Genomic DNA, 25504 nt, shown 5'->3' on the forward strand with positions numbered 1-25504 from the left:
ATTCGGGAGAGATCACACATGAGCCGCGAGGACGTCCTCGTCACCGCCGACTGGGCGGAGCAGAACCTGGAGACCGACGGGGTGGTGTTCCTCGAGGTCGACGAGGACACCACCGCCTACGACGGGGGTCACATCCCCGGCGCGGTGAAGGTCAACTGGACCGACGAGCTGCAGGACCCGGTCCGCCGCGACATCGTGACCAAGGAGCAGTTCGAGCAGCTGCTCGGCGCCAAGGGCGTCTCGAACGACGACCTGGTTGTGCTCTACGGCGGCAACAACAACTGGTTCGCCGCCTACGCCTACTGGGAGTTCAAGCTCTACGGCCACGACAAGGTCGTGCTGCTCGACGGCGGCCGCAAGAAGTGGGAGCTGGACGGCCGGACCCTGACCACCGACGTCAAGGACCGCCCGGCGACCTCCTACACCGCGAAGGAGGCCGACACCTCGATCCGCGCGTTCCGCGACGAGGTCGTCGAGGCCATCGACACGAAGAACCTGGTCGACGTCCGGTCGCCCGACGAGTTCTCCGGGAAGATCCTGGCCCCGGCCCACCTGCCGCAGGAGCAGTCGCAGCGCCCGGGGCACATCCCGTCGGCCATCAACATCCCGTGGTCGAAGGCCGCCAACGAGGACGGCACCTTCCGGTCCAACGAGGAGCTGGCCGCGCTGTACAAGGAGGCCGGCTTCGACGAGGGCCGGTCGACCATCGCCTACTGCCGGATCGGCGAGCGCTCGAGCCACACCTGGGTGGTGCTGCACGAGCTGCTCGGTCACGCGGACGTCAAGAACTACGACGGCAGCTGGACCGAGTACGGCTCGCTGATCGGCGTTCCGATCGAGCTGGGAGCGAAGTGACATGTGTGGTGCACCCGACCAGACCGTGAGCCTGCCCGCGGGCACGGACCTGGAGAAGGAGACCGTGCTGGCCGGACGCGTGGTGGCCGGGGGCGACCCGGTCGGCGGCGCGTTCGTCCGGCTGCTGGACGGCACCGGTGAGTTCACCGCCGAGGTGGTGTCGTCGGCGTCCGGGGACTTCCGGTTCTTCGCCGCCCCGGGCACCTGGACCGTCCGGGCGCTGTCGCGCTCGGGCAACGGGCAGTCCGAGCTCGTCGCCGACGGGCCGGGACTGCACCAGGCGGAGATCACCGTCGCCTGAGCTCGCGAAGGCGCGAGACGACACCGTCGCCTGAGCCTGCGAAGGCGCGCAACAGCACCGTCGCCTGAGCCTGCCTGCCGCACGGGCCTCTCCCGGGATCCGATCCCGGGAGGGGCCCGTTCGCGCTGTCAGGGCTGTTCGGCGGCGCCGAGCAGCGCCCGGCACTCCCGGTAGATCTGCCGGTACCGCTCGACGGCGCCCGCCCGGTCGCCGCGCTCGAGCAGTTCGAGGACGGCGCGGTAGCCCTCGGTCCACGGCGTCCACATGGCGCTGTCCCAGTTCAGCGCCATCATCCGCTGGGTCCGGGTCACCACGAGATCGACGTGGGTCTGCAGCTCCCGGTTGCCGCTGGCCAGGATCAGGATGGTGCTGAAGTCCGATCCGGCGGCGTTGGCGACGGTCACGTCGTGGCGGGCGAGCGCGTCCTCGAACTCGGCGAGCCGGGTGCGCAGCCGGCCCAGGTGCTCGTCGGTGATGTTCTCGATGCCCCACTCGACGCCGGCGCAGGCGAGCAGGCCCATCACGTCGAACAGGTCGACGGTGTCCTGCACGTTCAGGTCGGCGATGCGCCGGGTCCGGTTCGGTGCGACGTCGACGAGCCCCTCGGCGACGAGCTGGGCGATGGCCTCCCGGACCGGGGTGATGCTGACCCCGAGCCGGGCGGCGAGCTCGGCGTCCTTGATCACGGTTCCGGGCGCGAGGGTGCCCTGGACGATCTCGCCGCGGAGCTGACGGGTGATCGCCTCGCGCCGGGTCGGCGGGATCGCGAAGGACACCGGGAAATCATGCTCTCCCGGCTCCGGCCGGTCACCCCCGGGGCCGGTGTCCGGTGCACCGGCCCCGGGGGTGCGAGGGTCGCTCACGTCGTCGCGAGTGCCTCGTGCAACCGGAACCCGCGGTACCCGTCGGCGGCGATCGCGTCGCACTGCTCGCGGTAGAAGCCGACCCCGCCGATGTAGGCCAGGAACACCCGCGGTTTGCCGGGCACGTTCGATCCCATGTACCAGGACTCGGCGGTCGGGTAGAGCGTGGTGTTGCCGACCTCCTCGACGTGGGCGATCCACTGGTCCTCCGCCTCGGTCGTCGCCTCGATCGCGGCGATCGACCGTTCGCGCAGCGAGACGATGCAGTCGGTGATCCAGTCGACGTGCTGCTCGATCGACACGATCATGTTCGACAGCACCGACGGGCTGGACGGGCCGGTGATGGTGAACAGGTTGGGGAACCCGGCGACGGCCAGTCCGAGGTAGGTGCGCGGACCCTGCGCCCACTTCTCCCGGAGCAGCACGCCGTCCCGGCCGCGGATGTCGATCGAGTCGAGTGCGCCGGTCATCGCGTCGAACCCGGTGGCGAACACGATGACGTCGAACGCGTACTCGTGCTCGGAGGTGCGCACCCCGGCCGGGGTGACCTCGATCAGCGGTGTCCGCCGCAGATCGACGAGCGAGACGTGCGGCAGGTTGAACGTCTCGTAGTAGCCGGTGTCCAGGCAGGGCCGCTTGGTGCCGAACGGGTAGGTGCTGGGGCACAGCGTCTCGGCGACCTGCGGGTCCTGGACCCGCTCCCGGATCTTCTGCCGGACGAACTCGGCGGCTGTCTCGTTGGCGGCGGCGTCGGTGAGGGTGTCGGTGTAGCCGGCCAGGATCGAGACGAGCGTGCCCTCCCGCCAGCCCGCCTCGTACTTCGCGTTCCGCTCGGCCTCGGACACCTCGTGGGCGGACTGGGTGGCGAGCTCGACCGGCACGCCGAACCCGGAGGTGCGCTGCGCCTCCCGCCAGTTGCGGTAGTCGGCCTTCATCTCGTCGATCTCGGACTGTTCCAGCGGCCGGTTCCGGGCGGCGAGCGAGTAGGCGGGGGTGCGCTGGAAGACGGTGAGCTCGGCGGCCTGCTCGGCGATGACCGGGATCGACTGGACGCCGGACGATCCGGTTCCGATCACCGCGACCCGCTTGCCGGTGAAGTCCACGCCCTCCCGTGGCCAGCGCGAGGTGTGGTAGGTCGCGCCCTGGAAGTCGGCGATCCCCGGGATGTCGATGTCCTTGGCCCGGGACAGGCAGCCGGTCGCCATGATCAGGTACTGGGCGTCGACGGACTCACCGGTGTCGGTGTCCACCCGCCACCGGCTGGTCGCCTCGTCGAAGACCGCCGAGACGACCCGGGTCCGGAAGGTGATCCCGGATCGCAGGTCGAACCGGTCGGCGACGTGCTCGATGTAGCTGAGGATCTCGGGCTGGCTGGGGTAGCGCTCGGTCCACTGCCATTCCTGTTCCAGCTCGGGTGAGAACGAGTAGGAGTAGGAGAGGCTCTCGACGTCGCAGCGGGCGCCCGGGTACCGGTTCCAGTACCAGGTGCCGCCGACACCGTCGCCGGTCTCGAACACCCGGGTGGTCAGCCCGAGCTCGCGCAACCGGTACAGCTGGTAGAGGCCGGCGAGCCCGGCACCGACGATGACGGCGTCCACGGTCCGTTCGTTGGACATGCTTGCTCCTGACGTGCGTCGTTGCAGATCGGAGTGCAGTGATCGGAGTGCAGTGATCGGAGTGCAGTGATCGGAGTGCAGTGCGGCGTGGGGAGCGCGTGCTGCCGGCCCGGTGGGCTCAGGCCGGCTGCGAGCGGCCGGCGAGGTGCTTCTCGACCTGGTCGGCGACGTAGTCGAGGCCGGCGGCCGAGCCGGGCAGGACGTTGACGAAGGTGAAGAAGCCGTGCATCTGGCCCTCGAAGCGGCGGCTCTGCACCGGGACGCCCGCGGCGCGCAGCTTCTCGGCGTAGGCCTCGCCCTCGTCGCGCAGCACGTCGTGCTCGGCGGTGAGCACGACGGCGGGCGGCAGGCCGGACAGATCGGCGGCCCGCAGCGGCGACGCGTCGGGCCGGGACCGGCCGGCGGTGTCCGGGGCGTAGTGGTCCCAGAACCAGATCATCGAGTCGCGGCTGAGCATCAGCTGGTTGGCCGGGTCGGTGTAGCTGGCGTTGTCGACGTCGGCGTCGGTCACCGGGTAGACCAGCACCTGCAGCGAGATCTCCGGCCCGCCCTCGGCCTTCGCCCGCTGCGCCATGATCGCGGCGAGGTTCCCGCCGGCGCTGTCCCCGGCGACGATCAGCGGCAGCTGCAGGCCGCGGGCCGCGAGGTGGTCGACGGTCCAGCGCAGCGCGGCCCAGGAGTCCTCGGCCGCGGTCGGGTAGCGGTGTTCGGGCGCCAGCCGGTAGTCGACCAGCACGACGGCGGCGCCGGTGCGCGCCACGAGGTTCCGCCCGAGCGTCTCGAACTCGTCGAGCGAGCCGATCACCCAGCCGCCGCCGTGGTAGTAGACGATGACCGCCCGCGGGTCCTCGGGCAGCAGCAGCCGGACGCCGATGCTGCCGCCGTCGACCGGGACGGTCTCGTCGATCCGCTGCGCGACCTCGGGGCCGGGGCCGTACATGTCCCGCAGCATGCCGCCGAGCTCGCGGGCCTCGGCCGGGGTCATCTCGTGCAGCGGCTTGGCCCCGCTCTCCGCCATCTGGGCCAGGAATCCTGCCGTCGCGTCGTCGAGCGCCATGGTTTCACCTCGTTGTGAATGTGGGGTCTTACAGGTCCGGATCGGATAGCCGCGCCGAAGGGCGGAACCACAAGATACGAACGCGTCAGCGAGTTACATCACATCCGAACGAGTGAATAATGCATCCTGCATGCTGCATCAAGATCATCGGGTCAGGAGGCGGCGGAGCGCCCGGCACGGTACCCCTGGACCATCCCCCGGAGGTTGGACGTGCCGCTCTGCGCCGAGAACCCCATGTCGTCGCGGGCGGTCGCGTTGCCCACCGCCCAGAGCCCGGGGATCGGCCCGCCGGACCAGCGGAGCACCCGCGCGCAGGTGTCCACCTCGAGCCCGGCCGAGCCGAGCCCGGCCTGGACCCGGGCCAGCCGGGCGGCGTGGAACGGCGGCCGCACGATCGGCCCCAGCGTGGGGTTCGGGCCGGTGCCGGAGGCGGCGAGCCGGCTCATCCACAGCGTCCAGGGCCGCTCGCCGCGGCCGAAGGCGTCGTCCCGGCCGCGGGCGCAGGCCGCGTTGTAGCCGGCCACCGTGGCGGCGAGCCCGGCGGCGTCGATGCCCGCGCGCCGGGCGAGCTCCTCGACCGACGGCGCGCTGACGACCCGGCCCGGATCGACCTGCACGACACCGCGTTCGGCGAGATCGTGGTCGTAGACGAGCCAGGCGGGCCAGTTCGGCAGCCGCTGCGACGCCCCGTCCAGGTGATGCAGCGCGGCGTTGATCGCGGGATAGAAGCTCTCGTCGGCGAACCGCGCACCCTGCGCGTTCACGATGATCTCGTGCGGGTGCACCACCCAGTGCGTGCGGTAGCGGGGCCCGCCGTCCTCGTCGGGCTCACCGGTCGGGAAGCCCACCTGCACGGTGTTGCGGGCCGCCGGGAGCGCCCGGATCGACGCCCCGAGCGCGGCGGCCATGCCGAGATGGTCCCCGGTGATCCCGGGCGGGGAGCCGGTCCCGTGGTCGTCGCGCACGCCCTCGAACCGGTGCACCAGCTCCCGGTTGCGGTCGTAGGCGCCGGTCGCCAGCACGACGCCGAGCCGGGCGGTGATCTCCCGGCCGTCGTCGAGGACGACCCCGGTCACCGCACCGTCGCGGCTGCGCAGCCCGGTGACCCGCGCCCCGGTCCTCACCTGCGCGCCGGCCCCGAGCGCGGCACGCAGGAAGTAGCCGGCCAGGGCCTGCCCGGTCACCAGCTCGGCCGCCGGCGTGGTGCCGCCGCCGTCGCCACCCATGCTCCAGACGGCGGTCCGCCGCAGCCGGCCGGCCCACCCGCCGAGCGCGTCCGCCGGTAGCGGGACCGGTTCGAGGTAGCGCCCCTCGGCCGTGGAGTGCGCTGCGTCCGGGTGGTAGTAGTCGGGCAGGTCGCGGAGCACCCGCAGCTCCAGGCCCCGGGCGGTGAACAGGTCGAGCGCCTCGTCGGCCGCGCCGAGCAGCGCCCTGGTCCGGGCCGGGTCGTTGTGCCCGCCGGCCACCGCGTCGATGTAGCGGGCGCCGTCCTCGGCGGTGTCGGCGATGCCCAGCGCGGCGGCCCAGCGGTTCCCGGGGATCCAGATCTGGCCGCCCGAGACGGCGGTGACCCCGCCGACGACGTCGGTGCGCTCCAGCACCAGGGTGCGGGCCCCGGCGTCGGCCGCCGCCGCGGCCGCGGCGCAACCGCCGATCCCCGAACCGACGCAGATCAGGTCGTACTCGCTGTGCACAGGGCCTCCGGTCGCGGGCCACCCGCTCGCCGACGTCGAACCACCAATAGACCACACGGCGCGCACCCGCGGGGAGGGCCGGACGCCCGCCCCGGCGGCCCGGCGGGTCCCGCACCGGCGGGCCGGTAGGCTGGCGCGTCGTGCACTGGTTCTCCACCGGGCTGCTGATCGCCCTGTCCGCGGGGACCGCCGCCTGGGCCGGGTGGCTGCTCCGGCGCCTGTTCGTCGTCGAGCCCGCCGCCCCCGAGCCCGGGCGCACGGACCGTCCCGTCCCGGACGACGCCGATGACGACCACCACCACACCGAGGAGCGCGACTCGTGACCGACCCCGACGACGAGCAGCTGCAGACCACCATCACCGGCCCCGCCAACGCCGCCCCGGACTCGCCGCAGCGCAACCGGCCGCAGTGGCCGGACCTGCCGGTCGACGATGACACCGCGAACCTGCGCGAGGGCCCCGACCTGAACGAGGCCTGCCTGGGCCTGCTGCCGCTGGTCGGCACCTGGCGGGGCACCGGCGAGGTCGTCTACCCGACGATCGACGGCCCGTTCCACTTCGGACAGCAGATCACCTTCGCGCACGACGGCCGCCCGTTCCTGTCCTACGAGTCGCGGTCCTGGCTGCTCGACCCGGACGGCGGGATCATCCGGCAGGCCGCCCGCGAGACCGGCTTCTGGCGCCCGCAGCCGGACGGCTCGGTCGAGGTGCTGATCGCCCACAACACCGGGATCGTCGAGCTCTACTACGGGCCGAAGGGCGACATGCGGTCCTGGGAGATCGAGACCGACGCGATCGCCCGCACCCCGTCGGCCAAGGAGGTCACCGGGGCGAAGCGGCTCTACGGCCTGGTGAACCAGGGCGATCTCGCCTACGTCGACGAGCGGGCGATGGTCGGCCAGCCGATGCAGCCGCACATCTCGGCGCTGCTGCACCGCGTGGTCGGCTAGGTGGAGGGCGCGACCGCCCGTCCGTGCGGGAGCCGGGCACTGCTGTTCGAGGTGCGGACCGCCGCCGAGGTGGCCGCGATCGTCGACGCCGTGCGGGCCGCCCGGCTGCCGGAGGTGACCGAGCTCGTGCCCGCCGCCCGGACCGTCCTCGTGGAGGTCTCCGCCGGGGCCGGCCTGGACCGGGTGCGGGCCGCCGTCGCCGACGCCGACCCGCGCGACGGGGCCGGTGGCACCGGTGTGCTGCACACGATCCCGGTCTCCTACGACGGCGCCGATCTCGATCTCGTCGCGGACACCGCGGGGATCTCCCGGGACGAGGTGGTCGCGCTGCACAGCGGCGCCGAGTACACGGTGGACTTCTGCGGTTTCGCCCCCGGGTTCGGCTACCTGTCCGGGCTGCCCGGGCCGTTGCAGCAGCCGCGGCTGGAGAGCTCGCGGACCGCGGTGCCGGCCGGCTCGGTCGGGATCGCCGAGGTCTACAGCTGCGTGTACCCGCGCCGCTCCCCCGGCGGCTGGCGGCTGATCGGCCGCACCGACACCGTCCTGTTCGATCCGGCGGCGGACCGGCCCGCGCTGTTCACCCCGGGCGACCGCGTGCGGTTCGAGGCCCGATGAGCGGGCTGGAGGTCCTCGCCGCCGGACTGCAGGCGCTGGTCACCGACCGCGGACGGCCCGGCAACGCGCACCTGGGCGTGCCGCCGTCCGGCGCGCTCGACCGACCCGCCTACGAGCTCGGGAACCGCCTGGTCGGCAACGACGACGGCGCCGCCGGGCTGGAGCTGCTGGGCGGGCGGCTGCGGCTGCGCGCCCACGGCGGCCGCGTCGTCGCGGTGACCGGAGCGCCGGCGCCGGTCCGGGTGGACGGCAGGCCCGCGGCGTCGCACACCGCGGTCCACCTCCGCGACGGCGCCGTGCTCGACGTCGGGGGCCCGGTCGGGGGCCTGCGCCTGTACCTCGCGGTGGCGGGCGGGCTCGACGTGCCCGCGGTGCTGGGCAGCCGGAGCACCGACCTGCTGTCCGGGCTCGGTCCGGCCGCGCTCGCCGACGGTGACCTGCTGCCGGTCGGCGGCCGGACCGGTGGGCTGCCGGTCGGAGGGCCGGTCCCGGTGTCGGTGCCGCGGCCGGCGATCCGGCTGCGCGCCCGGCTCGGCCCCCGCGACGACTGGTTCGCCGACCCGCGGGACGCGCTGATCCGTCCGGTGTGGACGGTGTCGCAGGACGGCAACCGGATCGGGGTGCGACTGGACGGGCCGCCACCGGCGCGGCACCCGGACACCAGGGACCGCGAGCTGCGCAGCGAGGGCATGGTGACCGGTGCGGTCCAGGCCCCGCCGGACGGGCCGCCGGTGGTCTTCCTGGCCGACCACCCGACCACCGGGGGCTACCCGGTGATCGCGGTCGTCGAGCCGGACGACCTGCCGCTGCTGGCCCAGGCGGCGCCCGGGACCAGGGTCCGGTTCACCGTGCTCGGCTGAGACCGTGCCGGGGCGGGTGAGCGCGCGGCCGCGTTCCGCGGAACGCGGCGTGACCGGCCCGGATCGTGGCGAGCCCCCGCGAGGCGCGGCCGATCAGCGTCCGGCGTCCTCGCCGTCCAGGATCGTCCGGACGTCGGCCGGCGCCATCCCGGAGAGCCGTCCGATCTGCGCCGGATCGAGGCCGCACTCGTTCAGGTGCCGGACGGCGCCGGCCAGCTCGTCGCGGCGGCGGCGCAGGACGTCGCCGAGCTCCTCGATGCGGTGCTGCGAGTCGTCGAGGGTGCGGGTGGCGTCGAGCGCGCGCACCGGGTCGGCCAGCAGCACCGCGAGCAGCCGGTCCCGGGCGTCGTCGTCGCCGGGCGGGGACGGCACCACCGCCAGCGGGAGCTCCTGCTGCTCACCCGGCACCGGATCCGGGCCGGTCGGCTCGGTCTCGCCGCGGCGCATCCGCGCCCGCTGGACCGCGCGTGCCACGAGGGCCTGCTGGACGGCCCGGGAGACCGGCTCGGACAGCGGTGGCGGTGCGGGCCGGGCCGGCTGCGCCGAGGCCGCGTCCCGGCCCGTCGGTGCGGGGGATGCGGTGCCCGGCGACCCGCCGCTGGGCAGGTCCTCCTGCGCGGGCACGGTGCGCTCGGCGGACCAGGGCGGCAGCGGCGCCGCGGGGTGGTCGGCGGGCGGGGGGACGACGTCCGAGCGAGGCTCGGGGTTGTCGGGCGCCGGGTCGCTGACCTCCGGGGCGCCCGCCTGACCGCTGCTCGCCGGATCGCTTGCCGGGCCGCTGCCTCCCGGGTCGCCTGCCGGTCCGCTGCTCGCCGGGTCGCTGCTCCCGGGGCCGGGGGCCGACGTGCCGGCGGCGGCCGGGTCGGGGTGCTCGTCGGCGATGTGCAGGTGCGCGACCGGGACGGCCGGGCCGGTGGTCCCGCCCGGCCCCGAGGCATCCGCCACCGGAGCACCCGCGGCGTCCGTCGCGGTGGCGCCGTCCGGCCGGTCGATGGCGGACCGGTCGTCGGTCACCGGATCCGCGTCCTCGGCGCCCGGCTGCACCGGGCCGCGCGTGCGGGCCCGGGTCGCCGAGCCGGGCCGCTCGTCGGCGGGGGCGAGGAGCTCGTCGAGCGGGCCGCCACGGTCCGACTCCCGGGCGTGCCGGCCCGGGGCGCCGGTCGCGGACCGCCGGGCACCGGCGGGGACCGACCCACCGGGGCGGACCGGCAGGCCCGGCAGCGGGCCCGTGTCCACGCCCGGGTCCCGCTCCGCGTACGCCCCGGCACCCCGCTCGCCAGAGGCCCCGGCAACGCCGGCGGCCCCGGCAGCGATGGCCCCGGCAGCCGGTGAGGCGACGGGCTCGGCGCGCCGCTCCGCGGCAGGCTCGCTGTGTCGCTCCGCGGCAGGCTCGACGTGCCGCTCCGCGACGGCGCCGACGTGTCGCTCCGCGACGGCGCCGACGTGTCGCTCCGCGACGATGTCCGCGACGGTCCGCGGACGCGCCGGAGGCAGCGGATCGGCCGGGCCACCGGCCGACTCCCCGGTCCAGTCCTCGGCACACGGCTGCGGGCCGGCGATGTCCGGCGGCGCGACGGGCAGCGGCGCCGGGCCGCTGCGGGCCCGCCACACACCCCAGAGGACCAGGACCACGAGCACTGCCGCCCCCAGCGCCGCGAGGAGCGCGAGGGGCGGAACCGTGACCGAGCCGAGCTGCATGGGACCGGACCCTAAAGGGGCCCGGGCCCGTGCGCGTGCAACCTCAGGTGCTGCGCGTCCCCGACGAGGGCTGCGCCGCAGTCGGCCGACCGGAGTCCGCGGAACCGTTCGTGCCGCTGTGCGGCCCGGCCGACTGGCCGTTGGCCGGGCGTCCGCCGGCCTCGTCCGCGGACTCGGATCCGCCACCGCCGGCCGTCTGACCGTTGCCGGCCTGGCCGGAGCCGTTCCGGCGCGGCTCCTGGTCGCCGTGACCGCTGCCCCGACCGGCTGCCGGGTTGGCGGTGGTCGGCGGCTCGGCAGCCGACCCGGACCTCGTCTGCTTGGCCTTCTCGTCGTCCGCGGAGGGCTTGTCCGAACCATCCGATGGGGTGTCACCGGAACGGCGGACGGCCCCGACCGCGACGGTCTTCTCGGCGTCGCTCTCCGATCCGGTCTGCTTCCCGTCCTGGCGCGGCACCGCGGACGTCGCGGGCTCCGCCGGACGGGCGTCGGACGCCGGACGGAACAGCTCGGCGGGCTGGGGCTCGTGCTCCTCGCCACCGGGGCGCACCGCGGTGGTCCGCTCGGCGCCCTGCTCCGGCCCCTGCTGGCCGGGCGCGGCCGCACCGGGCCGCGGGGCCGGCGAGGGCCGCGCCCCCGCGCCGGGCCGCGGGGCCGGCTGGCCGGGGCGGGGCTGCTGCCCGGAGGCGTGACCCTGCTCCGGCCGGATCGTCTGGCTCCATCCTCCGGCCTGGCCCGGCCGGGGCTGCTGGCCGGAACCCTGCTGCCCGGCGCCCTGCTGGCCGCCAGGCTGCTGCCCGGCGCCCGGCTGCCCGGCACCCTGTCCGCCGGCCTGCTTCCCGGCACCCTGCTGCCCGCCGGCCTGCTTCCCGGCGCCCTGCGGTCCGGCGCCCTGCGGTCCGGCGCCCTGCGATCCGGCACCGCCGGCGGCCGCGGCGGCCGGCTTCGCGGCGTCCGGCTGCTGGTCGGACGAGCCGGGCCTGCCCTGCGGGCGGGCCTGCGAACCGGAGTCGTTGCGGCCGGAGCCCGGCTGCCCGGGCGCTCCGGGGCCGGGCTGCGGACGCGGGCCGGGGCGCGGCGACGCGCCGGACTCACCCTGGCCGGGGCCCTGCTGCACAGCGGCCGGGCGGGCACCGTTGACCCCGGACGGGGTCTGCGGCGTGCCAGATCCGCGACCGGCGCCCGAGGGCTGGTCCTTCTGGCCGGGCTGGGACCCGGCCGTCGCTCCCGGGCGGGCCGGCTGGGCGGCACCGTTGCGCGACTCGGGCGCACCGGTGCGGGACTCCGCCGAACCGGGCCGGGCCGCCTCGTCGGCGCCCTCGGCCTTCGCCGCGGCGGGCCGGGCCCGGTCGGATCCCGGCTTCCCGGCGCCCGCACGCAGCTCGTCCCGGCGGCGGGTCAACTCGCCGACCTCGGCGCGGAGCTTGTCACCCTGCTCGCGGGCCCGGTCGGCGTCCGCCCGGGCCCGGTCGACCTGCTTGCGCGCCTCGGCAGTGACCCGCTCGGCGTCGGCCCTGGCCTTGGCCCGGATCTCCTCGGCCTCCTCCTCCGCCTTCTGCAGGATCGCCTGTATCCGGTCGGAGAAGTGGTCGGACCCGGTGTGCCGGTCCGCCTCGTGGCCCGGGCCGGGCGGCGCCGGCGCGGGGCGCGGCGGGCCCTGCCGGGGCGGACCGGGCGGGCCGGCCGGACCCGGTGGCCCGACGAAGCCGCCGGGCGGCGGCACCGGCATCGGCGGTGGCACCGGCCGGCTGCGCAACGCGTCGATGTCGGCCCGCATCCGGCCCATCACCCGCTGCATCCCGACGATGTGCTCGTCGACCTGCCTGCGGTCGTATCCGCGGAGCACGACGTCGAACCGCGGGGAACCGCCCGGGCGGTCCGCCCCGTCTGCCGTCATCGCTCACTCCTCACAGTTCGTCCGGCGCAGTGCCGGTGAGACACCACTGCGAGGTCCACGCAACCGGCGACACCGATCCGACCCCGCCGGTCAGGGTAGCCACGGGAGCGCCGTCACGGCGAACGCCGCGACCCGCAATGATCACTCACCGGCGTGGCGTCCCCCGCGAAGGACGCTCCCGTGACACGATGCGCGGCTACCGTCCTCGCGACCGCAGCCTACCGGGCCGGAGCGAATACCATCACGGTGTGGACTCCTCGCTGAAGGGCACGCTGCACAAGCGCGGTCTCCGGATGACCCCCCAACGCCAACTCGTCCTGGACGCGGTGCGCGAACTGGGGCACGCCACGCCCGAGCAGGTGTGCACGCGTGTCCAGGCGACGGCGCCCGCCGTCAACATCACCACCGTCTACCGGACGCTGGATCTGCTCGAGGGGCTCGGCGTCGTCCGGCACGCCCATCTGGGGCACGGCGCGCCGACCTACTCCGAGTACCGGCACCGGCACGTGCACCTGGTCTGCCACCGATGCGGCCGGGTCGACGAGGCACCGGCCGAGTTGCTGTCCGGTGTGGCCGAACGCACCCTGACGGACCTGGGTTTCCACCTCGACGCGACACACGTGGCACTGTCGGGGACCTGCGCCGACTGCGCGGCGGACGAGACCGGCGAGCATCACGGCACCCAGCACGGCAGCACCCAGCACAGCAGCACCGAGCACGGCGACGCGGCCCCGGCGACACCGGGCGTCGCGAAGGGAGACCGGTGAGCACGACCGGACCGCAGACGGCACCCGAGAACGACGAGGCCCACGACGGCGCGACGGAGCCGCCGGACCCGGACGCCGCCGTCGCCGCCCATCACGGCGACCCGCCCGCGGAGCAGCGCGCGATGGCCCGCTCGGCCGCCGTCGTCGACCGCAGCCACCGGGACGTGCTGGCGGTGACCGGTGCGGAACGGCTGTCCTGGCTGCACCTGCTGCTCACCCAGCACGTGAGCGAGCTCCCGCCGGACACCGGCACCGAGGCGCTCGTCCTGGACATCCAGGGCCGGGTGCTGCACCACATGGCCGTCGCCGCCACCGGCGACACCGTGTACCTCGACACCGAGCCCGGCGAGGGCGCCCCGCTGCTGGACTACCTGCAGAAGATGGTGTTCTGGTCGAAGGTGGAGCCGCGCGACGCGACCGCGGAGCTGGCCGTGCTCACCGTCGTCGGGCCGGACGTTCCCGAGGTGCTCGAACGGGCCGGGCTGCCGGTTCCCGCGGCACCGCACGGCGTCGCCGGGCTCGACGGCGGCGGGTTCGTCCGGCGCACCCCGTGGCCGGGGAGGGACGCCGCCGACGTCGTCGTGCCGCGCGCCGAGCGCGACACCCGGTGGTCCGCGCTCACCGCGGCCGGCGCGCGGGCCGCCGGCACGATCGCGTTCGAGGCGCTGCGGGTCGAGTCCCGGGCCCCCCGGCTGCACCGGGACACCGACGACCGGACGATCCCGCACGAGGTCGGCTGGATCGGACCGGCGGTGCACCTGACGAAGGGCTGCTACCGCGGGCAGGAGACGGTCGCCCGGGTCGCCAACCTGGGCCGCCCGCCGCGCCGCCAGGTGCTGCTGCACCTCGACGCGGGCGACGAGGACCTGCCCCGCACCGGCGACCCGGTCCAGCGCGACGGCCGCGCCGTCGGGCGGATCGGCACCGTCGTCCAGCACCACGAGCTCGGCCCGATCGCGCTCGCCCTGGTGAAGCGCTCGGTCCCGGTGGACGCGGAGCTGACCGCCGGCGCCGACGACCGCGTGTCCCCCGTCACGATCGACCCGGACTCCTACGAGCCCGACCCGGACCAGCCGCCACCCGGACGGGCCGCCCGGGAGCGCACCGGGCGCGGGCCGGGGCGCCGCGGCTGACCTGCGCGGTCCGGCGTACCCCGTCCGTGGTGTACACCGGGTGAACGCCGGCCGTCGGGCCACCGCACCGGCGCGCCCACCCCTGTGACGACGACGGTGCCGCATCGCACGCCCCGGGGTGCGCAGGGTACGGTTGGACCCACGACATTGATGAGACGAGAGGGGCCGCCGGGTCGTGTCAGGTGACCGGGCCGCCCCTTCCCTGTTGTAAGGGGGACCAGCCATGGGGCGCGGACGAGCCAAGGCCAAGCAGACGAAGGTGGCCCGCGAGCTCAAGTACAGCTCCCCCGCGATGGATCTCGACGCGCTGCAGCGCGAGATCGGGAGCGGGACGGCGGTTACTACCGACAACGGCGACGAGGAGTACGGCGAGTACGCCGACCTCGCCGCCAAGTACAACGACGAGGACGACCACCCTCGCCGCTGACCCGCGCACCGGCGCCCGGTCGGGACTCCGGTTCCCCGACCGGGCGTCGTCGCGTGCGCGACCTCTCCTCACCCGCTCGCCGCTGCGAGCGCTACGCCGGACGTACCCGGCGGTTTCGCCCGACCGGCCGGATAGGGCAAGATCACCAACGCGTTCCGCGAGGGGCGCGCTCACCGGTCCCCGTTCCTGTCCGAGGTGTCCACGACATGCGCGGCAACCTCTTCGCGGTCGCCGTCAATCTCGTCGTGCTCACGGTCCGGTCCGACCAGCTGCACCTGCTGCTGATCGAGCGGGGCGAACCGCCGTTCCTCGGCGAGTGGGCCCTCCCGGGCGGTTTCGTGCGCCCCGAGGAGGACCTGGTGCACACCGCCAGCCGTCGGCTCGGCGAGGAGACCGGGGCCGCCACCGGAGACGCCGTCGTCGGCCATCTCGAGCAGCTCGCGAGCTACGCCGCCCCGGACCGCGACCCGCGCGGCCGGGTGCTGTCCGTCGGCTACCTGGCGTTCGTCCCGGACATGCCGGAGCCGACGCCCGGCGGCGGCGCCGCGAAGTCGGCGTGGTGGCCGGTCGACCGGATCCCGCCACTCGCCTTCGACCACGAACGGATCCTCGGCGACGGCGTCGAGCGGGCCCGGTCCAAGCTGGAGTACACCACGCTCGCCGCGTCGTTCTGCCCGCCCGAGTTCACCGTGTCCGACCTGCGCCGGGTCTACGAGGCCGTCTGGGACGCCTCGCTCGATCCGCGGAACTTCCAGCGGAAGGTGACCTCCACCGAGGGGTTCCTGGTCCCGACGACGACGCTGGTCACCGGCGGCCGCGGGCGGCCGCCCCGGCTGTTCCGGCGGGGCCCGGCCACCGCGCTGCACCCGCCGATGCTGCGGGAGTCGCACCGCCCGCACGAGCGGTCCGCGACGGCGCGCTGATCCCGCGCCGGCCGGTCCCGCTCAGAAGCGCGGGTGCTCCCCGCGCAGCTGCACCCGGGCGCCGATCCCGCCGGAACCGGCACCGTCGACGTCGCCGATCCGGGCGACCTCGCCGAGGATCCAGGCCGGGACGTGCCGGGCGGTGAGCACGGCGAGCGCCCGGTCGACGTCCTCCGGCGGGAGCACGGCGACCATGCCGACACCCATGTTGAACGTCTTCTCCATCTCGGCGCGGTCCACCCGGCCGCGGCTCTGGATCAGCTTGAAGACCGGGGCCGGGGTCCAGGAGCCGCGCTCCACGGTGGCGGCCAGGCCGTCCGGCAGCACCCGCTCCAGGTTCCGGGCGAGCCCGCCGCCGGTGATGTGCGAGAACGTGCGGACGCCGGTCTCGGCGGCGATCGCCAGGCAGTCCTTGGCGTAGATCCGGGTCGGGACGAGCAGCTCCTCACCGAGCGAGTGGTCGAACTCCTCCAGCTCGCCCTCCAGCGGCAGCCGGGCGATGTCGAGCAGCACGTGCCGGGCCAGCGAGTAGCCGTTGGAGTGCAGGCCGGACGACCCGAGCGCCACCAGCACGTCACCGGGGCGGACCCGCTCCGGGCGCAGCATCTTCTCGGCGTCGACCACGCCGACGCCGGTCGCGGACAGGTCGTAGCCGCCCGCGTCCATCAGGCCGGGGTGCTCGGCGGTCTCGCCGCCCAGCAGCGCGCAGCCGGCCTGCTCGCAGCCCTCGGCGATGCCGCGGACCAGGGTCGCGACCTTCTCGGGGACCAGCTTGCCGACGGCGATGTAGTCCTGCAGGAACAGCGGCTCCGCGCCGCACACCACCAGATCGTCGACGACCATCGCGACCAGGTCCTGGCCGATGGTGTCGTGCTTGTCCATCGCCTGCGCGATCGCGACCTTGGTGCCGACGCCGTCGGTGGACGCGGCGAGCACCGGCTCGCTGTACTTGCCCAACCGGGCGGCGAACAGGCCGGCGAAGCCGCCGATCCCGCCCATCACCTCGGGCCGGGTCGCCTTCTCCGCGAACGGGCGGAACTGCTCGACCGCCCGCTCCCCCGCGTCGATGTCCACCCCCGCCGATGCGTAGCTGGCGGGGCCGGGCTCGGTCGAGGGCATGGGTCGGTTCTCCAGTACGGGGATCGTGACGGGGCGTGCGCGGGGCGTGTCGCCGAGCCTACGACCGGGACAGCGCCCCACCGGCACCGTATCCGACCGACAGCGGGCCGGGCTCCGGGGCGGGCGCCGTGCGGGCCCGCTCGGCCGGTGGGATGTCCTCCAGCAGGTGCTTGCCGAGCTTCGCCTCGTCCGGCAGCGGGATCGGGTAGTCCCCGTCGAAGCAGGCGCAGCACAGCCGGGAACGCGGCTGCTCGGAGGCGGCGACCATCTGCTCCACCGAGACGTACCCGAGCGAGTCCGAGCCGATCGAGCGGCGCACGCCCTCGGTGTCGGCGCCGTTCGCGATCAGCTCGGCGCGGCTGGCGAAGTCGATGCCGTAGAAGCACGGCCAGCGCACCGGCGGCGACGCGATCCGCACGTGCACCTCCAAGGCGCCGGCCTCGCGCAGCATCCGGACCAGGGCGCGCTGGGTGTTGCCGCGCACGATCGAGTCGTCGACGACGACCAGCCGCTTCCCGCGGATGACGGTGCGCAGCGGGTTGAGCTTCAACCGGATGCCGAGCTGGCGGATGGTCTGGCTGGGCTGGATGAAGGTGCGCCCGACGTAGGCGTTCTTCACCAGCCCCTGGCCGTAGGGGATGCCGGAGCCCTGCGCGTAGCCGATCGCGGCCGGCGTGCCGGACTCCGGGACCGGGATGACCAGGTCGGCCTCGACCGGGTGCTCCTCGGCGAGCCGGCGGCCGATCTCGACCCGGGTGTCGTACACCGAGCGGCCGGCGATCTGGGTGTCCGGGCGGGCCAGGTAGACGTACTCGAACACGCAGCCCTTGGGCTCCGGCGCGGCGAAGCGCTGGCTGCGGATGCCCTCGGCGTCGATCGCGATCAGCTCGCCGGGCTCGACCTCGCGGACGAAAGAGGCGCCGACGATGTCCAGCGCGGCCGTCTCCGAGGCGACCACCCAGCCGCGCTCCAGCCGGCCCAGCACGAGCGGCCGCACACCCTGCGGATCGCGGGCGGCGAACAGGGTCGTCTCGTCGGCGAAGGCCAGCGAGAACGCCCCGCGCAGCCGCGGCAGCAGCCGCAGCGCGGCCTCGAAGATGCCGAGATCGGCGGCGCCCGCGGCGAGCAGCTCGCCGACCAGGTCGGAGTCGGTGGTGGCGCGCAGCCCGGACCGGTTGCGGTTCTCCAGCTTCGCGACGTCCTCGCGCAGCTCGGCGGTGTTGACCAGGTTCCCGTTGTGCCCCAGCGCCAGCCCGGATCCGGTGGCGGTGGTGCGGAAGGTCGGCTGGGCGTTCTCCCAGGTGGTCGCGCCGGTGGTGGAGTAGCGGCAGTGCCCGATCGCGAGGTGACCGCGCAGCGAGGACAGGGTCTGCTCGTCGAACACCTGGCTGACCAGGCCGAGATCCTTGAACACGACCATCCGCTGGCCGTCGGACACGGCGATCCCGGCGGCCTCCTGGCCGCGGTGCTGCAGCGCGTACAGGCCGTAGTACGTCATCTTCGCGACGTCCTCGCCGGGCGCCCAGACGCCGAAGACCCCGCACTCCTCGCGGGGGCCGGTCTCGTCGGGTTCGGGAGCGGGAATCGGGGTGGGGGCGGTGCTGACGTGGGTGTTCCGGACGGAACTCAACGCGGCGCTCCTCGGCTGGCGGCGTACCGGGACCAGATCGTGATCGTACGCCGCGTCAGCGGGTTCCTTCAGGTTCGGGGAGCAGGGTCACTCCGCGGTCCGTGCACCGGCAGCAGCGCCGCCACCTCGGCGGCCCGCGAACCGGACACCCGGAGCGAACCGTCGGCGACGGCGTCGCCCCAGGAGGTCCGGCCCAGCGCGAGCGCGAGCCAGGTCCGCGGATCGGTCTCGACGACGTTGGGCGGGGTGCCGCGGGTGTGCCGCGGCCCGTCGATGCACTGGACGGCGCCGAACGGCGGGACCCGCACCTCGACGCTGTGCCCCGGCGCCCGCCGCGCCAGCTCGGCCAGCGACTCCTTGACGGCGGCCCGGCGGGTGGCCCGGTCGGGTTCCGGGCCGCCGTCGAGCCAGTCGTGCAGCGGGCCGGTCACACCGAGACGGGGCCGAACCGGGCCGGCAGGGTGGCCTCCCAGGCGGCCCGGAGCTCGTCCAGCGCGAGCGTCCCGGCGGCGTCGCCGAGGTCGAGCGCGGTGCCCCCGGTCCCGCCGATCCGGACGGCCGGGACCCCGGCGTCGGCGGCCCGCGCCAGCAGGGCGTCGGCGGCGTCCGCGGCGACGGTGACCAGCACCCGGCCGGCGGACTCGGAGAACAGCGCGGTGAACGCGTCGGCGTGCACCTCGGCCAGGTCGATCCGGGCGCCGCGGCCACCGGCCAGCGCGGCCTCGACCAGGCCCTGGGCGAGCCCGCCGTCGGAGAGGTCGTGGCTGCCGGTGAGCTCGCCGTCCGCGGCGGCGGCCGCGAGCAGACCGGCGAGCCGGCGCTCGTGCTCCAGGTCGACGGCCGGCGGGTACCCGCCCAGGTGGCCGTGCACCTCGTGCGCCCACTCCGAGCCGCCGAACTCGGCGGCGGTGGAGCCGAGCAGGATCACCGCGTCGCCGTCGGCGCCGGCGAACCCGGACCCGACGGCGCGCCGGACGTCCTCGATCACGCCGAGCACGCCGACCACCGGCGTCGGGAGGATCGCGGTCGAACCGGTCTGGTTGTAGAAGCTGACGTTCCCGCCGGTGACCGGGGTGCCGAGCACCGCGCAGCCGTCCGCGATGCCGCGGATGGCCTGCTGGAACTGCCACATGACGTGCGGGTCCTCCGGCGAGCCGAAGTTCAGGCAGTCGGTGACGGCCAGCGGCACCGCGCCGGAGGTGGCGACGTTGCGGTACGCCTCGGCCAGCGCGAGCTGCGCGCCGGTGTAGGGATCGAGCGCGACGAACCGGGCGTTGCAGTCGGTGGCGACCGAGATCCCGCGGCCGGTCTCCTCGTCGACCTGCACGACACCGGCGTCGGCGCCGTGCGCGGCGACGGTGTTGCCGCGGACGTAGCGGTCGTACTGGTCGGTGACCCAGGCGCGGCTGGCCAGGTTCGGCGAGCCCGCCATCCGCAGCACCTCGGTGCGCAGCTCGGACGGGGTCTCCGGGCGCGGCAGCCGGTCCGGCAGGTCGGCGTTGAGCGCGTCCTGCTGCACCTCGTCGCGGGCGACCGGGCGCCGGTAGACCGGGCCCTCGTGGGCGACGGTGCGCGGCGGCACGTCGACCACCGTCTCGCCGCCGGAGGTGATCACCAGCCGGTCGCCCTCGGTGACCTCACCGATCACCGACGCCAGCACGTCCCACTTCGCGCAGACCGCCAGGAACGCCTCGACGTGCTCGGGCTTCACCACCGCGCACATCCGCTCCTGGGACTCCGAGGAGAGGATCTCGGCGGCGGTCATCCCGGTGGCGCGCAGCGGGACGGCGTCGAGGTCCACGCTCATCCCGCCGTCACCGGCGCTGGCCAGCTCGGAGGTGGCGCAGGACAGCCCGGCCCCGCCGAGGTCCTGGATGCCGACGACCAGCCCGGCCGCGAACAGCTCCAGGCAGCACTCGATGAGCACCTTCTCGGTGAACGGGTCGCCGACCTGCACGCTGGGGAGCTTCTTGCGGCCGGTGTTCTCCCCGAACGTCTCCGACGCCAGCACCGACACGCCGCCGATGCCGTCGAGCCCGGTCGTCGCACCGAACAGGATGATCTTGTTGCCGGTACCGGAGGCGAACGCCAGGTGCAGGTCCTCGCGCTTGAGCGCCCCCACGCAGAGCGCGTTGACCAGCGGGTTGCCCGCGTAGGACGGGTCGAACACGACCTCGCCCGCGACGTTCGGCAGGCCCAGGCAGTTCCCGTAGCCGCCGACCCCGGCGACGATCCCGGGCAGCACCCGGGCGGTGTCCTCGGCGTCGATCGGGCCGAAGCGCAACGGATCGCCGACCGCGATCGGGCGGGCACCCATCGCCATGATGTCGCGCACGATGCCGCCGACGCCGGTCGCCGCGCCCTGGTAGGGCTCCACGTAGGACGGGTGGTTGTGCGACTCGACCTTGAACGTGACGGCCCAGTCGTCGCCGATGCTCACCACGCCGGCGTTCTCGCCGATCCCGGCGAGCATCGCCGAGCGCATCTCCTCGGTCGTCGTCTCACCGAAGTAGCTCAGGTGCACCTTCGACGACTTGTACGAGCAGTGCTCGCTCCACATCACCGAGTACATGGCGAGCTCGGCGTCGGTGGGCCTGCGGCCGAGGATCTCCCGGATGCGGGCGTACTCGTCGTCCTTGAGGCCCAGCTCGCGGTAGGGCTGCGGCGCCTCCGGCGTCGCCTCGGCGTGGGAGACGGAATCGACCTGCACCTGGGACTGCGTCACGGCACCAGGGTAATCGTGGGGTCCCGGCACCCGGCCGGGCCGTGCCCGGAAGCACAGCCCGCCCGGTCAGCGCCTCAGGAACCGGCGGCCACCGTCGCCTTCAGCACCGAGGTGAACAGGCCCAGACCGTCCTCGGACGGACCGGTCAGGGTGCTGGTCGCGTGCTCCGGGTGCGGCATCAGCCCGACCACGTTCCCGGCCGCGTTGGTGACGCCGGCGATGTTGCGGGCCGAGCCGTTCGGGGCGCCGTCGCGGTAGCGGAACACCACCCGGCCCTCGCCCTCCAGCTCGTCGAGGGTGGCGGCGTCGGCCACGTACCGGCCCTCCTGCGACTTCAGCGGGACCAGCAGCTGGTCGCCGGCCGCGTAGTCGGCGGTCCACGCGGTCCGGCCGTTCTCCACGGTCAGCACCAGGTCCCGGCACAGGAAGTGCAGCCCGGCGTTGGCGACCAGCGCCCCGGGCAGCAGGTGCGCCTCGCAGAGGATCTGGAAGCCGTTGCAGATGCCGAGCACCGGCAGGCCGCGCCCGGCCGCGTCGACGACCTCGCGCATGATCGGCGCCAGCGACGCGATCGCGCCGGCCCGCAGGTAGTCGCCGTAGGAGAAGCCACCCGGGACGACGACGGCGTCCACACCGCGCAGGTCGTGGTCGCCGTGCCAGAGCGGGACGGCCTCGGCACCGGCGCGCCGGACCGCGCGGGCGGCATCGACGTCGTCGAGCGTGCCCGGGAAGGTGATCACGCCGACACGACTCACAGCCGGGTCACCGTCCAGTCCTCGATCACCGGGTTCGCCAGCAGCGAACCGGCGAGCCGGTGCAGGGTCTCGTCGTCGATCGCGTCGTCGACCTCGAGCTCGAAGTGCTTACCCTGCCGCACCCCGCTCACCCCGGAGATCCCGATCCGGCCGAGCGCCCGGGTCACCGCCTGTCCCTGGACGTCGAGGATCTCGGGCTTGGGCATCACGTCCACCACCACTCTGGCCACGGCACCAGGGTAGAGGTTCGTTCCGCGGCACTTGGTCGTCCCACGGCGAACGGGGATGACAGCCCACCGGGCCGGGCCCCACCATCGGGTATGCGGATTCTGCTGCTGGGTGGGACGGTCTTCCTCTCGCGCGCGATCGCCGAGGCCGCGCTGGCCGCCGGACATGCCGTGACCTGCGTGTCCCGCGGCGTCTCCGGCGCGCCGCCGCCGGGTGCGGCGACGGTGAAGGCGGACCGCTCCGAGCCCGGCGCGCTGGCGGCGGCGCTGGCCGGTGAGCCGTCCGGAGGCGGGTTCGACGCCGTGATCGACGTCGCGACGATGTCGGCGCCCTGGGTGCGCGACGCCCTGGACGCGCTCGCCGACCGGGCCGCGCACTGGACGTTCGTCTCGTCGATCAACGCCTACGCCGATCCGTCGGTCCGCGGCGGGACCGTCGGCCAGCCCACCCTCGGTCCGCTGCACACCCGTCCCGATCCGGACTCCGACGACCCGGAGGTCTACGGCGCCGCGAAGGTGGCGAGCGAGCAGGCCGTGCGCGAACGGGTCGGGGACCGGGCGCTGATCGTGCGCGGCGGGCTGATCTGCGGGGCCGGGGACCTGTCGGACCGGTTCGGGTACTGGGCGAACCGGTTCGCCCGGGGCGGGCGCGCCGTCGTGCCGGACGTGCCGGGGCACCCGATGCAGATCATCGACGTGCGTGACCTGGCGGAGTGGATCGTGCGGTCCGCCGAGGCCGGCGCCACCGGCGTCTTCGACGGCACCGGGCCGCGCTCCACCCTGGCCAGGGTGCTGGAACAGGTCGCCGACGCCGTCGGCGCCCCGGATCTGGACCTGGTGCGGGTGCCGGCGGAGACGCTGGTCTCCGAGGACGTCGCGATCTGGGCCGGGCCGCGGTCGCTGCCGCTGTGGCTGCCCGAGTCGCACTGGGGCATCGCCGACCGGGACGTCACCGCGACCCTGGCGGCCGGGCTCGGCGGGCGGTCGGTCGGCGAGACGGCGCGCGCCGCGCTGGACCGCGAGCGGGAGCTGGGCGTGGCCCGGCACCGCCGGTCCGGGCTCACCCCCGACGAGGAGCGGGCCGTGCTGCGGGCGCACGCCACCGGCTGATCCGGTGGCCGCTCAGCCGCCGTCGAGCACCGTGCGCAGCCGGGCGGCGAACCCGGCCGGATCGCCCGGGTAACCGAACTCGCCGCCGGCGAATCCGCCGTGGTGGCTGGGGAACAGCACGATCTCCCGGCCGAGCCGCGCGGCGAGCGCCCGCGCGGTGCGCGCGGGGAGGGTGTCCCCGGACTCCTTCCCGGCGGCGATCAGCACCCGGGTGGGCGCCGCGGCGAGCGCGGCCGCATCCGGGACGTGGGTGAGGACCGACGCCGACAGATCGGACAGCAGCGGATCGTCGCGGGAGCCGTCGTCGTCGGTGGGCAGGCCGAACGCGGCCGGATCCGGCGGCCCGGCGGCGAAGTAGTCGTCGGTGAACTCGCCGGACCAGGAGGTCAGCGCGATGAAGGCGGCCATCCCGGCGCCGTGGCCCTTCGCCTCGTAGACCTCCCGCACCCCGCGCCACGCCCGCCGGGCGGCCGCCGCGTCCGGCAGCTCGTCGATCAGCGGTGGCTCGTGCGCGACCAGGACCCGGACGTCGGCGGGGTACGCGGCGACCAGCGCCAGCGCCGTGACCGCACCCCCGCTGCTCGCCAGCAGGTCCACCGGCCCGCCGATGGTGCCGATCAGCGCGTGCACGTCCGCGGCCTGCACCTGCGGGTCGTGATCGGTGCGCCCGTCCCGCCGGGTGCTCCGGCCGATCCCGCGCGGGTCGTAGGCGACGACCCGGCGCTCCGGCAGCTGCGCGGCGAGCGAGCGGAACCCGGTGGCGTCCATCGGCTGGGCGATCGCGAGCAGCGGCCGGTCGCCCGGCGCCGGATCGGGGCCGTGCACGTCGTAGGTGATGACGGCGTCGCCGACGTCGAGGGTGTGCGGGTCCATGCATCCCCGACCGGGCCGGGACGGCGTTCTCATCGGTGCCGCGTGAGCAACGACCCATGTCACCCGCTCGGACGAGCGCGGACGGACCGGGGATGCTGGTCGCATGCACCGCAGCCACACGCACGATCCGGCGGGCCCGCCCTGCCCCGCACCGGTCACCGGCCGGGGACCGGCGGGACACCTCCGATGGGCATGACCTGGGAGCAGGTGGTCCTCGACGCCCGCGACCCGGAACGGCTGGGCCGCTGGTGGGCCGAGGCGCTCGACTGGGAGGTCGTCGCCGTGTCGCCGCGCGAGTTCTCCATCCGGCCGGTCCGCGGTGGCGCCCCGGGGATCACCTTCGTGCCGGTGCCGGAGGGCAAACGGACGAAGAACCGGATGCACATCGACCTGCGGCCGGACGGCGTGCGCGACTCCGAGGTCGCCCGGCTGCTGATGCTGGGCGCGACCCGGATCAACGTGGGCCAGCACGGGGACCAGCCGTGGACCGTGCTGGCCGATCCCGAGGGCAACGAGTTCTGCGTGCTCGGCGAGCACCGCAGCTGATCCATCCACAGGCGACCGGGGTTGTCCACAGGACACACACACTGTGGACAACCCGGTGGGCGGGTGCTGTCACGCGGCCGCCGCGAACACCGGGAACAGCCCGCGGTGCACCGACCCGACGGCACCGGCGGAGCGGGCGGCGTCGATCGCCTCGAGCGCGGCCCCGACCCGGTGCGGCTTCCGGAGGTCCTTGGCGCGCAAGCCGATCCGCACGACGCCTGCCCGCCTGACCGAGCGCAGCGCCTGGGCCGGCAGCGCCCGCCTGCCGCCCGCCGCCGGCTCGGCCCGCAGCCACGGCTCGGAGCTGCGGAAGGTCAGCACCCTGGCCCGCAGGACGGGTCCGCCGGGGAGCGTGGACCGGATCGCGGTCTCGTCCGCACACAGGGTGAACCCCTGCTCGGGGAGTGCCGCGACGGTGCCCGCGGACGCCGTCCAGCCGGGCGCCGCGAAGCCGTCGGTGGACAGGCCGGTCGCGGTGAGCACCCGGCGCGCGGCGGTCAGCCGCAGCAGCGCCTCGTGCCGGGGCAGCGCGCCGAACTCGGTGCGCCGCCCGATCCGCGGGACCGAACCGTTCTGCCAGGCCCCGACCGGGTCGGCGGTGTGGTCGTAGCCGTGCAGCAGCAGGTCGTCGCCGGCGCCGACCCGGCCGGCGATCCAGCGGACCAGGTCGTCGGCGCGGCGCAACGGCGGCGCGCCGGCGGCGCGGGGCTGCACCAGGTGGGTGAGCGGTACCCCGCGCCGGTCCAGCTCGACGGCGAAGGCGACGGCGCGGGCGCGGTCGGCGTCGTCGCCGTCGGTGAGGCCGGACAGCGAGACCAGCAGCGTTCCCATGCCCGCCATGACAGCGCACCGGGATGAACGCGG

Annotated in this window: 26 protein-coding genes; 12 read left to right on the forward strand and 14 right to left on the reverse strand. The window is 75.0% G+C overall.

Annotation, left to right across the window (positions count from 1 at the left end):
- The first annotated feature begins 18 nt into the window (after positions 1 to 18).
- Complete coding sequence (locus ACVJO7_RS13970; protein ID WP_344024880.1) at positions 19 to 855, forward strand: sulfurtransferase; 837 nt, start codon at positions 19 to 21, stop codon at positions 853 to 855.
- A gap of 1 nt (position 856) precedes the next feature.
- On the forward strand, positions 857 to 1156 hold the full coding sequence (locus ACVJO7_RS13975) for a DUF1416 domain-containing protein (protein ID WP_344024882.1): 300 nt from the start codon (positions 857 to 859) through the stop codon (positions 1154 to 1156).
- Between the two features lie 128 nt (positions 1157 to 1284).
- On the opposite strand, the gene ACVJO7_RS13980 is transcribed toward ACVJO7_RS13975, so the two are convergent.
- The 4 genes from ACVJO7_RS13980 to ACVJO7_RS13995 all read right to left on the reverse strand — a co-directional run bounded on the left by ACVJO7_RS13980 (position 1285) and on the right by ACVJO7_RS13995 (position 6386).
- Positions 1285 to 1932 (reverse strand): GntR family transcriptional regulator, encoded by a 648-nt coding sequence (locus ACVJO7_RS13980; RefSeq protein WP_491673225.1) that lies wholly within the window; start codon positions 1930 to 1932, stop codon positions 1285 to 1287.
- Between the two features lie 83 nt (positions 1933 to 2015).
- Positions 2016 to 3635: a flavin-containing monooxygenase gene (locus tag ACVJO7_RS13985; RefSeq protein ID WP_344024886.1), complete on the reverse strand. Its 1620-nt coding sequence runs from the start codon at positions 3633 to 3635 to the stop codon at positions 2016 to 2018.
- A 118-nt stretch (positions 3636 to 3753) separates the two neighbouring features.
- Entirely contained in the window at positions 3754 to 4692 is a 939-nt protein-coding gene (locus ACVJO7_RS13990; RefSeq protein WP_491673226.1) for an alpha/beta hydrolase, read from the reverse strand.
- A gap of 152 nt (positions 4693 to 4844) precedes the next feature.
- Positions 4845 to 6386 carry an FAD-dependent oxidoreductase gene (locus ACVJO7_RS13995; RefSeq protein ID WP_491673227.1) on the reverse strand — a complete coding sequence of 514 codons (1542 nt, stop codon included), beginning with the start codon at positions 6384 to 6386 and terminating at the stop codon, positions 4845 to 4847.
- 140 nt (positions 6387 to 6526) lie between these two features.
- Here ACVJO7_RS13995 and ACVJO7_RS14000 point away from each other — a divergent pair, with 140 nt between their 5' ends.
- Genes ACVJO7_RS14000 through ACVJO7_RS14015 form a run of 4 tightly spaced genes read left to right on the forward strand, consistent with a single transcriptional unit; the run spans position 6527 to position 8810 of the window.
- Positions 6527 to 6709 carry a hypothetical protein gene (locus ACVJO7_RS14000; protein WP_491673228.1) on the forward strand — a complete coding sequence of 61 codons (183 nt, stop codon included), beginning with the start codon at positions 6527 to 6529 and terminating at the stop codon, positions 6707 to 6709.
- A complete protein-coding gene (locus ACVJO7_RS14005; RefSeq protein ID WP_425563640.1) occupies positions 6706 to 7335 on the forward strand; it encodes a heme-binding beta-barrel domain-containing protein in 630 nt (209 codons plus the stop codon). The genes ACVJO7_RS14000 and ACVJO7_RS14005 overlap by 4 nt, the downstream gene beginning before the upstream one ends.
- Positions 7336 to 7950: a 5-oxoprolinase subunit B family protein gene (locus tag ACVJO7_RS14010; protein WP_491673229.1), complete on the forward strand. Its 615-nt coding sequence runs from the start codon at positions 7336 to 7338 to the stop codon at positions 7948 to 7950. It begins immediately after the preceding gene.
- Positions 7947 to 8810, forward strand: a complete 864-nt coding sequence (locus ACVJO7_RS14015; protein ID WP_491673230.1) for a 5-oxoprolinase subunit C family protein — start codon at positions 7947 to 7949, stop codon at positions 8808 to 8810. The genes ACVJO7_RS14010 and ACVJO7_RS14015 overlap by 4 nt, the downstream gene beginning before the upstream one ends.
- Before the next feature lie 93 nt (positions 8811 to 8903).
- On the opposite strand, the gene ACVJO7_RS14020 is transcribed toward ACVJO7_RS14015, so the two are convergent.
- Together ACVJO7_RS14020 and ACVJO7_RS14025 are read right to left on the reverse strand one after the other, a co-directional pair.
- Entirely contained in the window at positions 8904 to 10508 is a 1605-nt protein-coding gene (locus tag ACVJO7_RS14020) for a hypothetical protein (protein WP_491673231.1), read from the reverse strand.
- A 43-nt stretch (positions 10509 to 10551) separates the two neighbouring features.
- A complete protein-coding gene (locus ACVJO7_RS14025; RefSeq protein ID WP_491673232.1) occupies positions 10552 to 12405 on the reverse strand; it encodes a hypothetical protein in 1854 nt (617 codons plus the stop codon).
- Positions 12406 to 12653: 248 nt separating this feature from the next.
- Between ACVJO7_RS14025 and ACVJO7_RS14030 the strand changes: the two genes are divergently transcribed.
- The 4 genes from ACVJO7_RS14030 to ACVJO7_RS14045 all read left to right on the forward strand — a co-directional run bounded on the left by ACVJO7_RS14030 (position 12654) and on the right by ACVJO7_RS14045 (position 15655).
- Positions 12654 to 13172: a Fur family transcriptional regulator gene (locus ACVJO7_RS14030; RefSeq protein ID WP_491673233.1), complete on the forward strand. Its 519-nt coding sequence runs from the start codon at positions 12654 to 12656 to the stop codon at positions 13170 to 13172.
- A complete protein-coding gene (gene ygfZ, locus ACVJO7_RS14035; protein WP_491673234.1) occupies positions 13169 to 14305 on the forward strand; it encodes a CAF17-like 4Fe-4S cluster assembly/insertion protein YgfZ in 1137 nt (378 codons plus the stop codon). Before ACVJO7_RS14030 ends, ygfZ begins: the two co-directional genes overlap by 4 nt.
- 223 nt (positions 14306 to 14528) lie before the next feature.
- Positions 14529 to 14732, forward strand: a complete 204-nt coding sequence (locus tag ACVJO7_RS14040; RefSeq protein WP_344024905.1) for a DUF3073 domain-containing protein — start codon at positions 14529 to 14531, stop codon at positions 14730 to 14732.
- 206 nt (positions 14733 to 14938) lie between these two features.
- The gene (locus ACVJO7_RS14045) at positions 14939 to 15655 is read left to right on the forward strand and encodes an NUDIX hydrolase (RefSeq protein WP_358480493.1); all 717 of its coding nucleotides are present in this window, start codon (positions 14939 to 14941) and stop codon (positions 15653 to 15655) included.
- A 21-nt stretch (positions 15656 to 15676) separates the two neighbouring features.
- Here ACVJO7_RS14045 and purM read toward each other — a convergent pair whose 3' ends face one another.
- From purM to purS, 6 genes are all read right to left on the reverse strand, one after another.
- Positions 15677 to 16774: a phosphoribosylformylglycinamidine cyclo-ligase gene (gene purM / locus ACVJO7_RS14050; protein WP_491673235.1), complete on the reverse strand. Its 1098-nt coding sequence runs from the start codon at positions 16772 to 16774 to the stop codon at positions 15677 to 15679.
- 58 nt (positions 16775 to 16832) lie between these two features.
- A complete protein-coding gene (gene purF / locus ACVJO7_RS14055) occupies positions 16833 to 18404 on the reverse strand; it encodes an amidophosphoribosyltransferase (protein WP_491673236.1) in 1572 nt (523 codons plus the stop codon).
- Positions 18405 to 18472: 68 nt separating this feature from the next.
- Complete coding sequence (locus ACVJO7_RS14060) at positions 18473 to 18835, reverse strand: sterol carrier family protein (protein ID WP_344024914.1); 363 nt, start codon at positions 18833 to 18835, stop codon at positions 18473 to 18475.
- Positions 18832 to 21129, reverse strand: coding sequence for a phosphoribosylformylglycinamidine synthase subunit PurL (gene purL, locus ACVJO7_RS14065; RefSeq protein WP_491673237.1), 2298 nt, complete (start codon positions 21127 to 21129; stop codon positions 18832 to 18834). Before purL ends, ACVJO7_RS14060 begins: the two co-directional genes overlap by 4 nt.
- A gap of 74 nt (positions 21130 to 21203) precedes the next feature.
- Complete coding sequence (gene purQ, locus ACVJO7_RS14070) at positions 21204 to 21884, reverse strand: phosphoribosylformylglycinamidine synthase subunit PurQ (RefSeq protein WP_344024918.1); 681 nt, start codon at positions 21882 to 21884, stop codon at positions 21204 to 21206.
- On the reverse strand, positions 21881 to 22114 hold the full coding sequence (gene purS / locus ACVJO7_RS14075) for a phosphoribosylformylglycinamidine synthase subunit PurS (protein ID WP_491673238.1): 234 nt from the start codon (positions 22112 to 22114) through the stop codon (positions 21881 to 21883). Before purS ends, purQ begins: the two co-directional genes overlap by 4 nt.
- A gap of 90 nt (positions 22115 to 22204) precedes the next feature.
- On the opposite strand from purS, the gene ACVJO7_RS14080 reads away from it, so the two are divergent.
- A complete protein-coding gene (locus tag ACVJO7_RS14080; protein WP_491673239.1) occupies positions 22205 to 23221 on the forward strand; it encodes an NAD-dependent epimerase/dehydratase family protein in 1017 nt (338 codons plus the stop codon).
- 12 nt (positions 23222 to 23233) lie between these two features.
- On the opposite strand, the gene ACVJO7_RS14085 is transcribed toward ACVJO7_RS14080, so the two are convergent.
- Complete coding sequence (locus tag ACVJO7_RS14085) at positions 23234 to 24094, reverse strand: alpha/beta fold hydrolase (RefSeq protein ID WP_491673240.1); 861 nt, start codon at positions 24092 to 24094, stop codon at positions 23234 to 23236.
- Between the two features lie 186 nt (positions 24095 to 24280).
- Between ACVJO7_RS14085 and ACVJO7_RS14090 the strand changes: the two genes are divergently transcribed.
- Positions 24281 to 24640 (forward strand): VOC family protein, encoded by a 360-nt coding sequence (locus ACVJO7_RS14090; RefSeq protein ID WP_344024925.1) that lies wholly within the window; start codon positions 24281 to 24283, stop codon positions 24638 to 24640.
- Between the two features lie 69 nt (positions 24641 to 24709).
- Here the strand turns inward: ACVJO7_RS14090 and ACVJO7_RS14095 are convergent, their stop codons facing one another.
- On the reverse strand, positions 24710 to 25471 hold the full coding sequence (locus tag ACVJO7_RS14095) for a DUF2334 domain-containing protein (protein ID WP_491673241.1): 762 nt from the start codon (positions 25469 to 25471) through the stop codon (positions 24710 to 24712).
- Positions 25472 to 25504: the final 33 nt, after the last annotated feature.

The sequence above is a fragment of the Pseudonocardia sp. DxW genome (assembly GCF_058448985.1).

Excerpts from the sequence above, each read along its gene's own strand:
- ACVJO7_RS14015 (WP_491673230.1), top strand. The coding sequence starts at position 7,947 with ATGAGCGGGCTGGAGGTCCTCGCCGCCGGACTGCAGGCGCTGGTCACC.
- ACVJO7_RS14045 (WP_358480493.1), top strand. The coding sequence starts at position 14,939 with ATGCGCGGCAACCTCTTCGCGGTCGCCGTCAATCTCGTCGTGCTCACG.
- ACVJO7_RS13990 (WP_491673226.1), bottom strand. The coding sequence starts at position 4,692 with ATGGCGCTCGACGACGCGACGGCAGGATTCCTGGCCCAGATGGCGGAG.
- ACVJO7_RS13975 (WP_344024882.1), top strand. The coding sequence starts at position 857 with ATGTGTGGTGCACCCGACCAGACCGTGAGCCTGCCCGCGGGCACGGAC.
- ACVJO7_RS14020 (WP_491673231.1), bottom strand. The coding sequence starts at position 10,508 with ATGCAGCTCGGCTCGGTCACGGTTCCGCCCCTCGCGCTCCTCGCGGCG.
- ACVJO7_RS14025 (WP_491673232.1), bottom strand. The coding sequence starts at position 12,405 with ATGACGGCAGACGGGGCGGACCGCCCGGGCGGTTCCCCGCGGTTCGAC.
- purM (WP_491673235.1), bottom strand. The coding sequence starts at position 16,774 with ATGCCCTCGACCGAGCCCGGCCCCGCCAGCTACGCATCGGCGGGGGTG.
- ACVJO7_RS14085 (WP_491673240.1), bottom strand. The coding sequence starts at position 24,094 with ATGGACCCGCACACCCTCGACGTCGGCGACGCCGTCATCACCTACGAC.
- ACVJO7_RS14040 (WP_344024905.1), top strand. The coding sequence starts at position 14,529 with ATGGGGCGCGGACGAGCCAAGGCCAAGCAGACGAAGGTGGCCCGCGAG.
- ACVJO7_RS14095 (WP_491673241.1), bottom strand. The coding sequence starts at position 25,471 with ATGGGAACGCTGCTGGTCTCGCTGTCCGGCCTCACCGACGGCGACGAC.
- ACVJO7_RS14080 (WP_491673239.1), top strand. The coding sequence starts at position 22,205 with ATGCGGATTCTGCTGCTGGGTGGGACGGTCTTCCTCTCGCGCGCGATC.
- ACVJO7_RS13985 (WP_344024886.1), bottom strand. The coding sequence starts at position 3,635 with ATGTCCAACGAACGGACCGTGGACGCCGTCATCGTCGGTGCCGGGCTC.
- ACVJO7_RS14090 (WP_344024925.1), top strand. The coding sequence starts at position 24,281 with ATGGGCATGACCTGGGAGCAGGTGGTCCTCGACGCCCGCGACCCGGAA.
- ACVJO7_RS13970 (WP_344024880.1), top strand. The coding sequence starts at position 19 with ATGAGCCGCGAGGACGTCCTCGTCACCGCCGACTGGGCGGAGCAGAAC.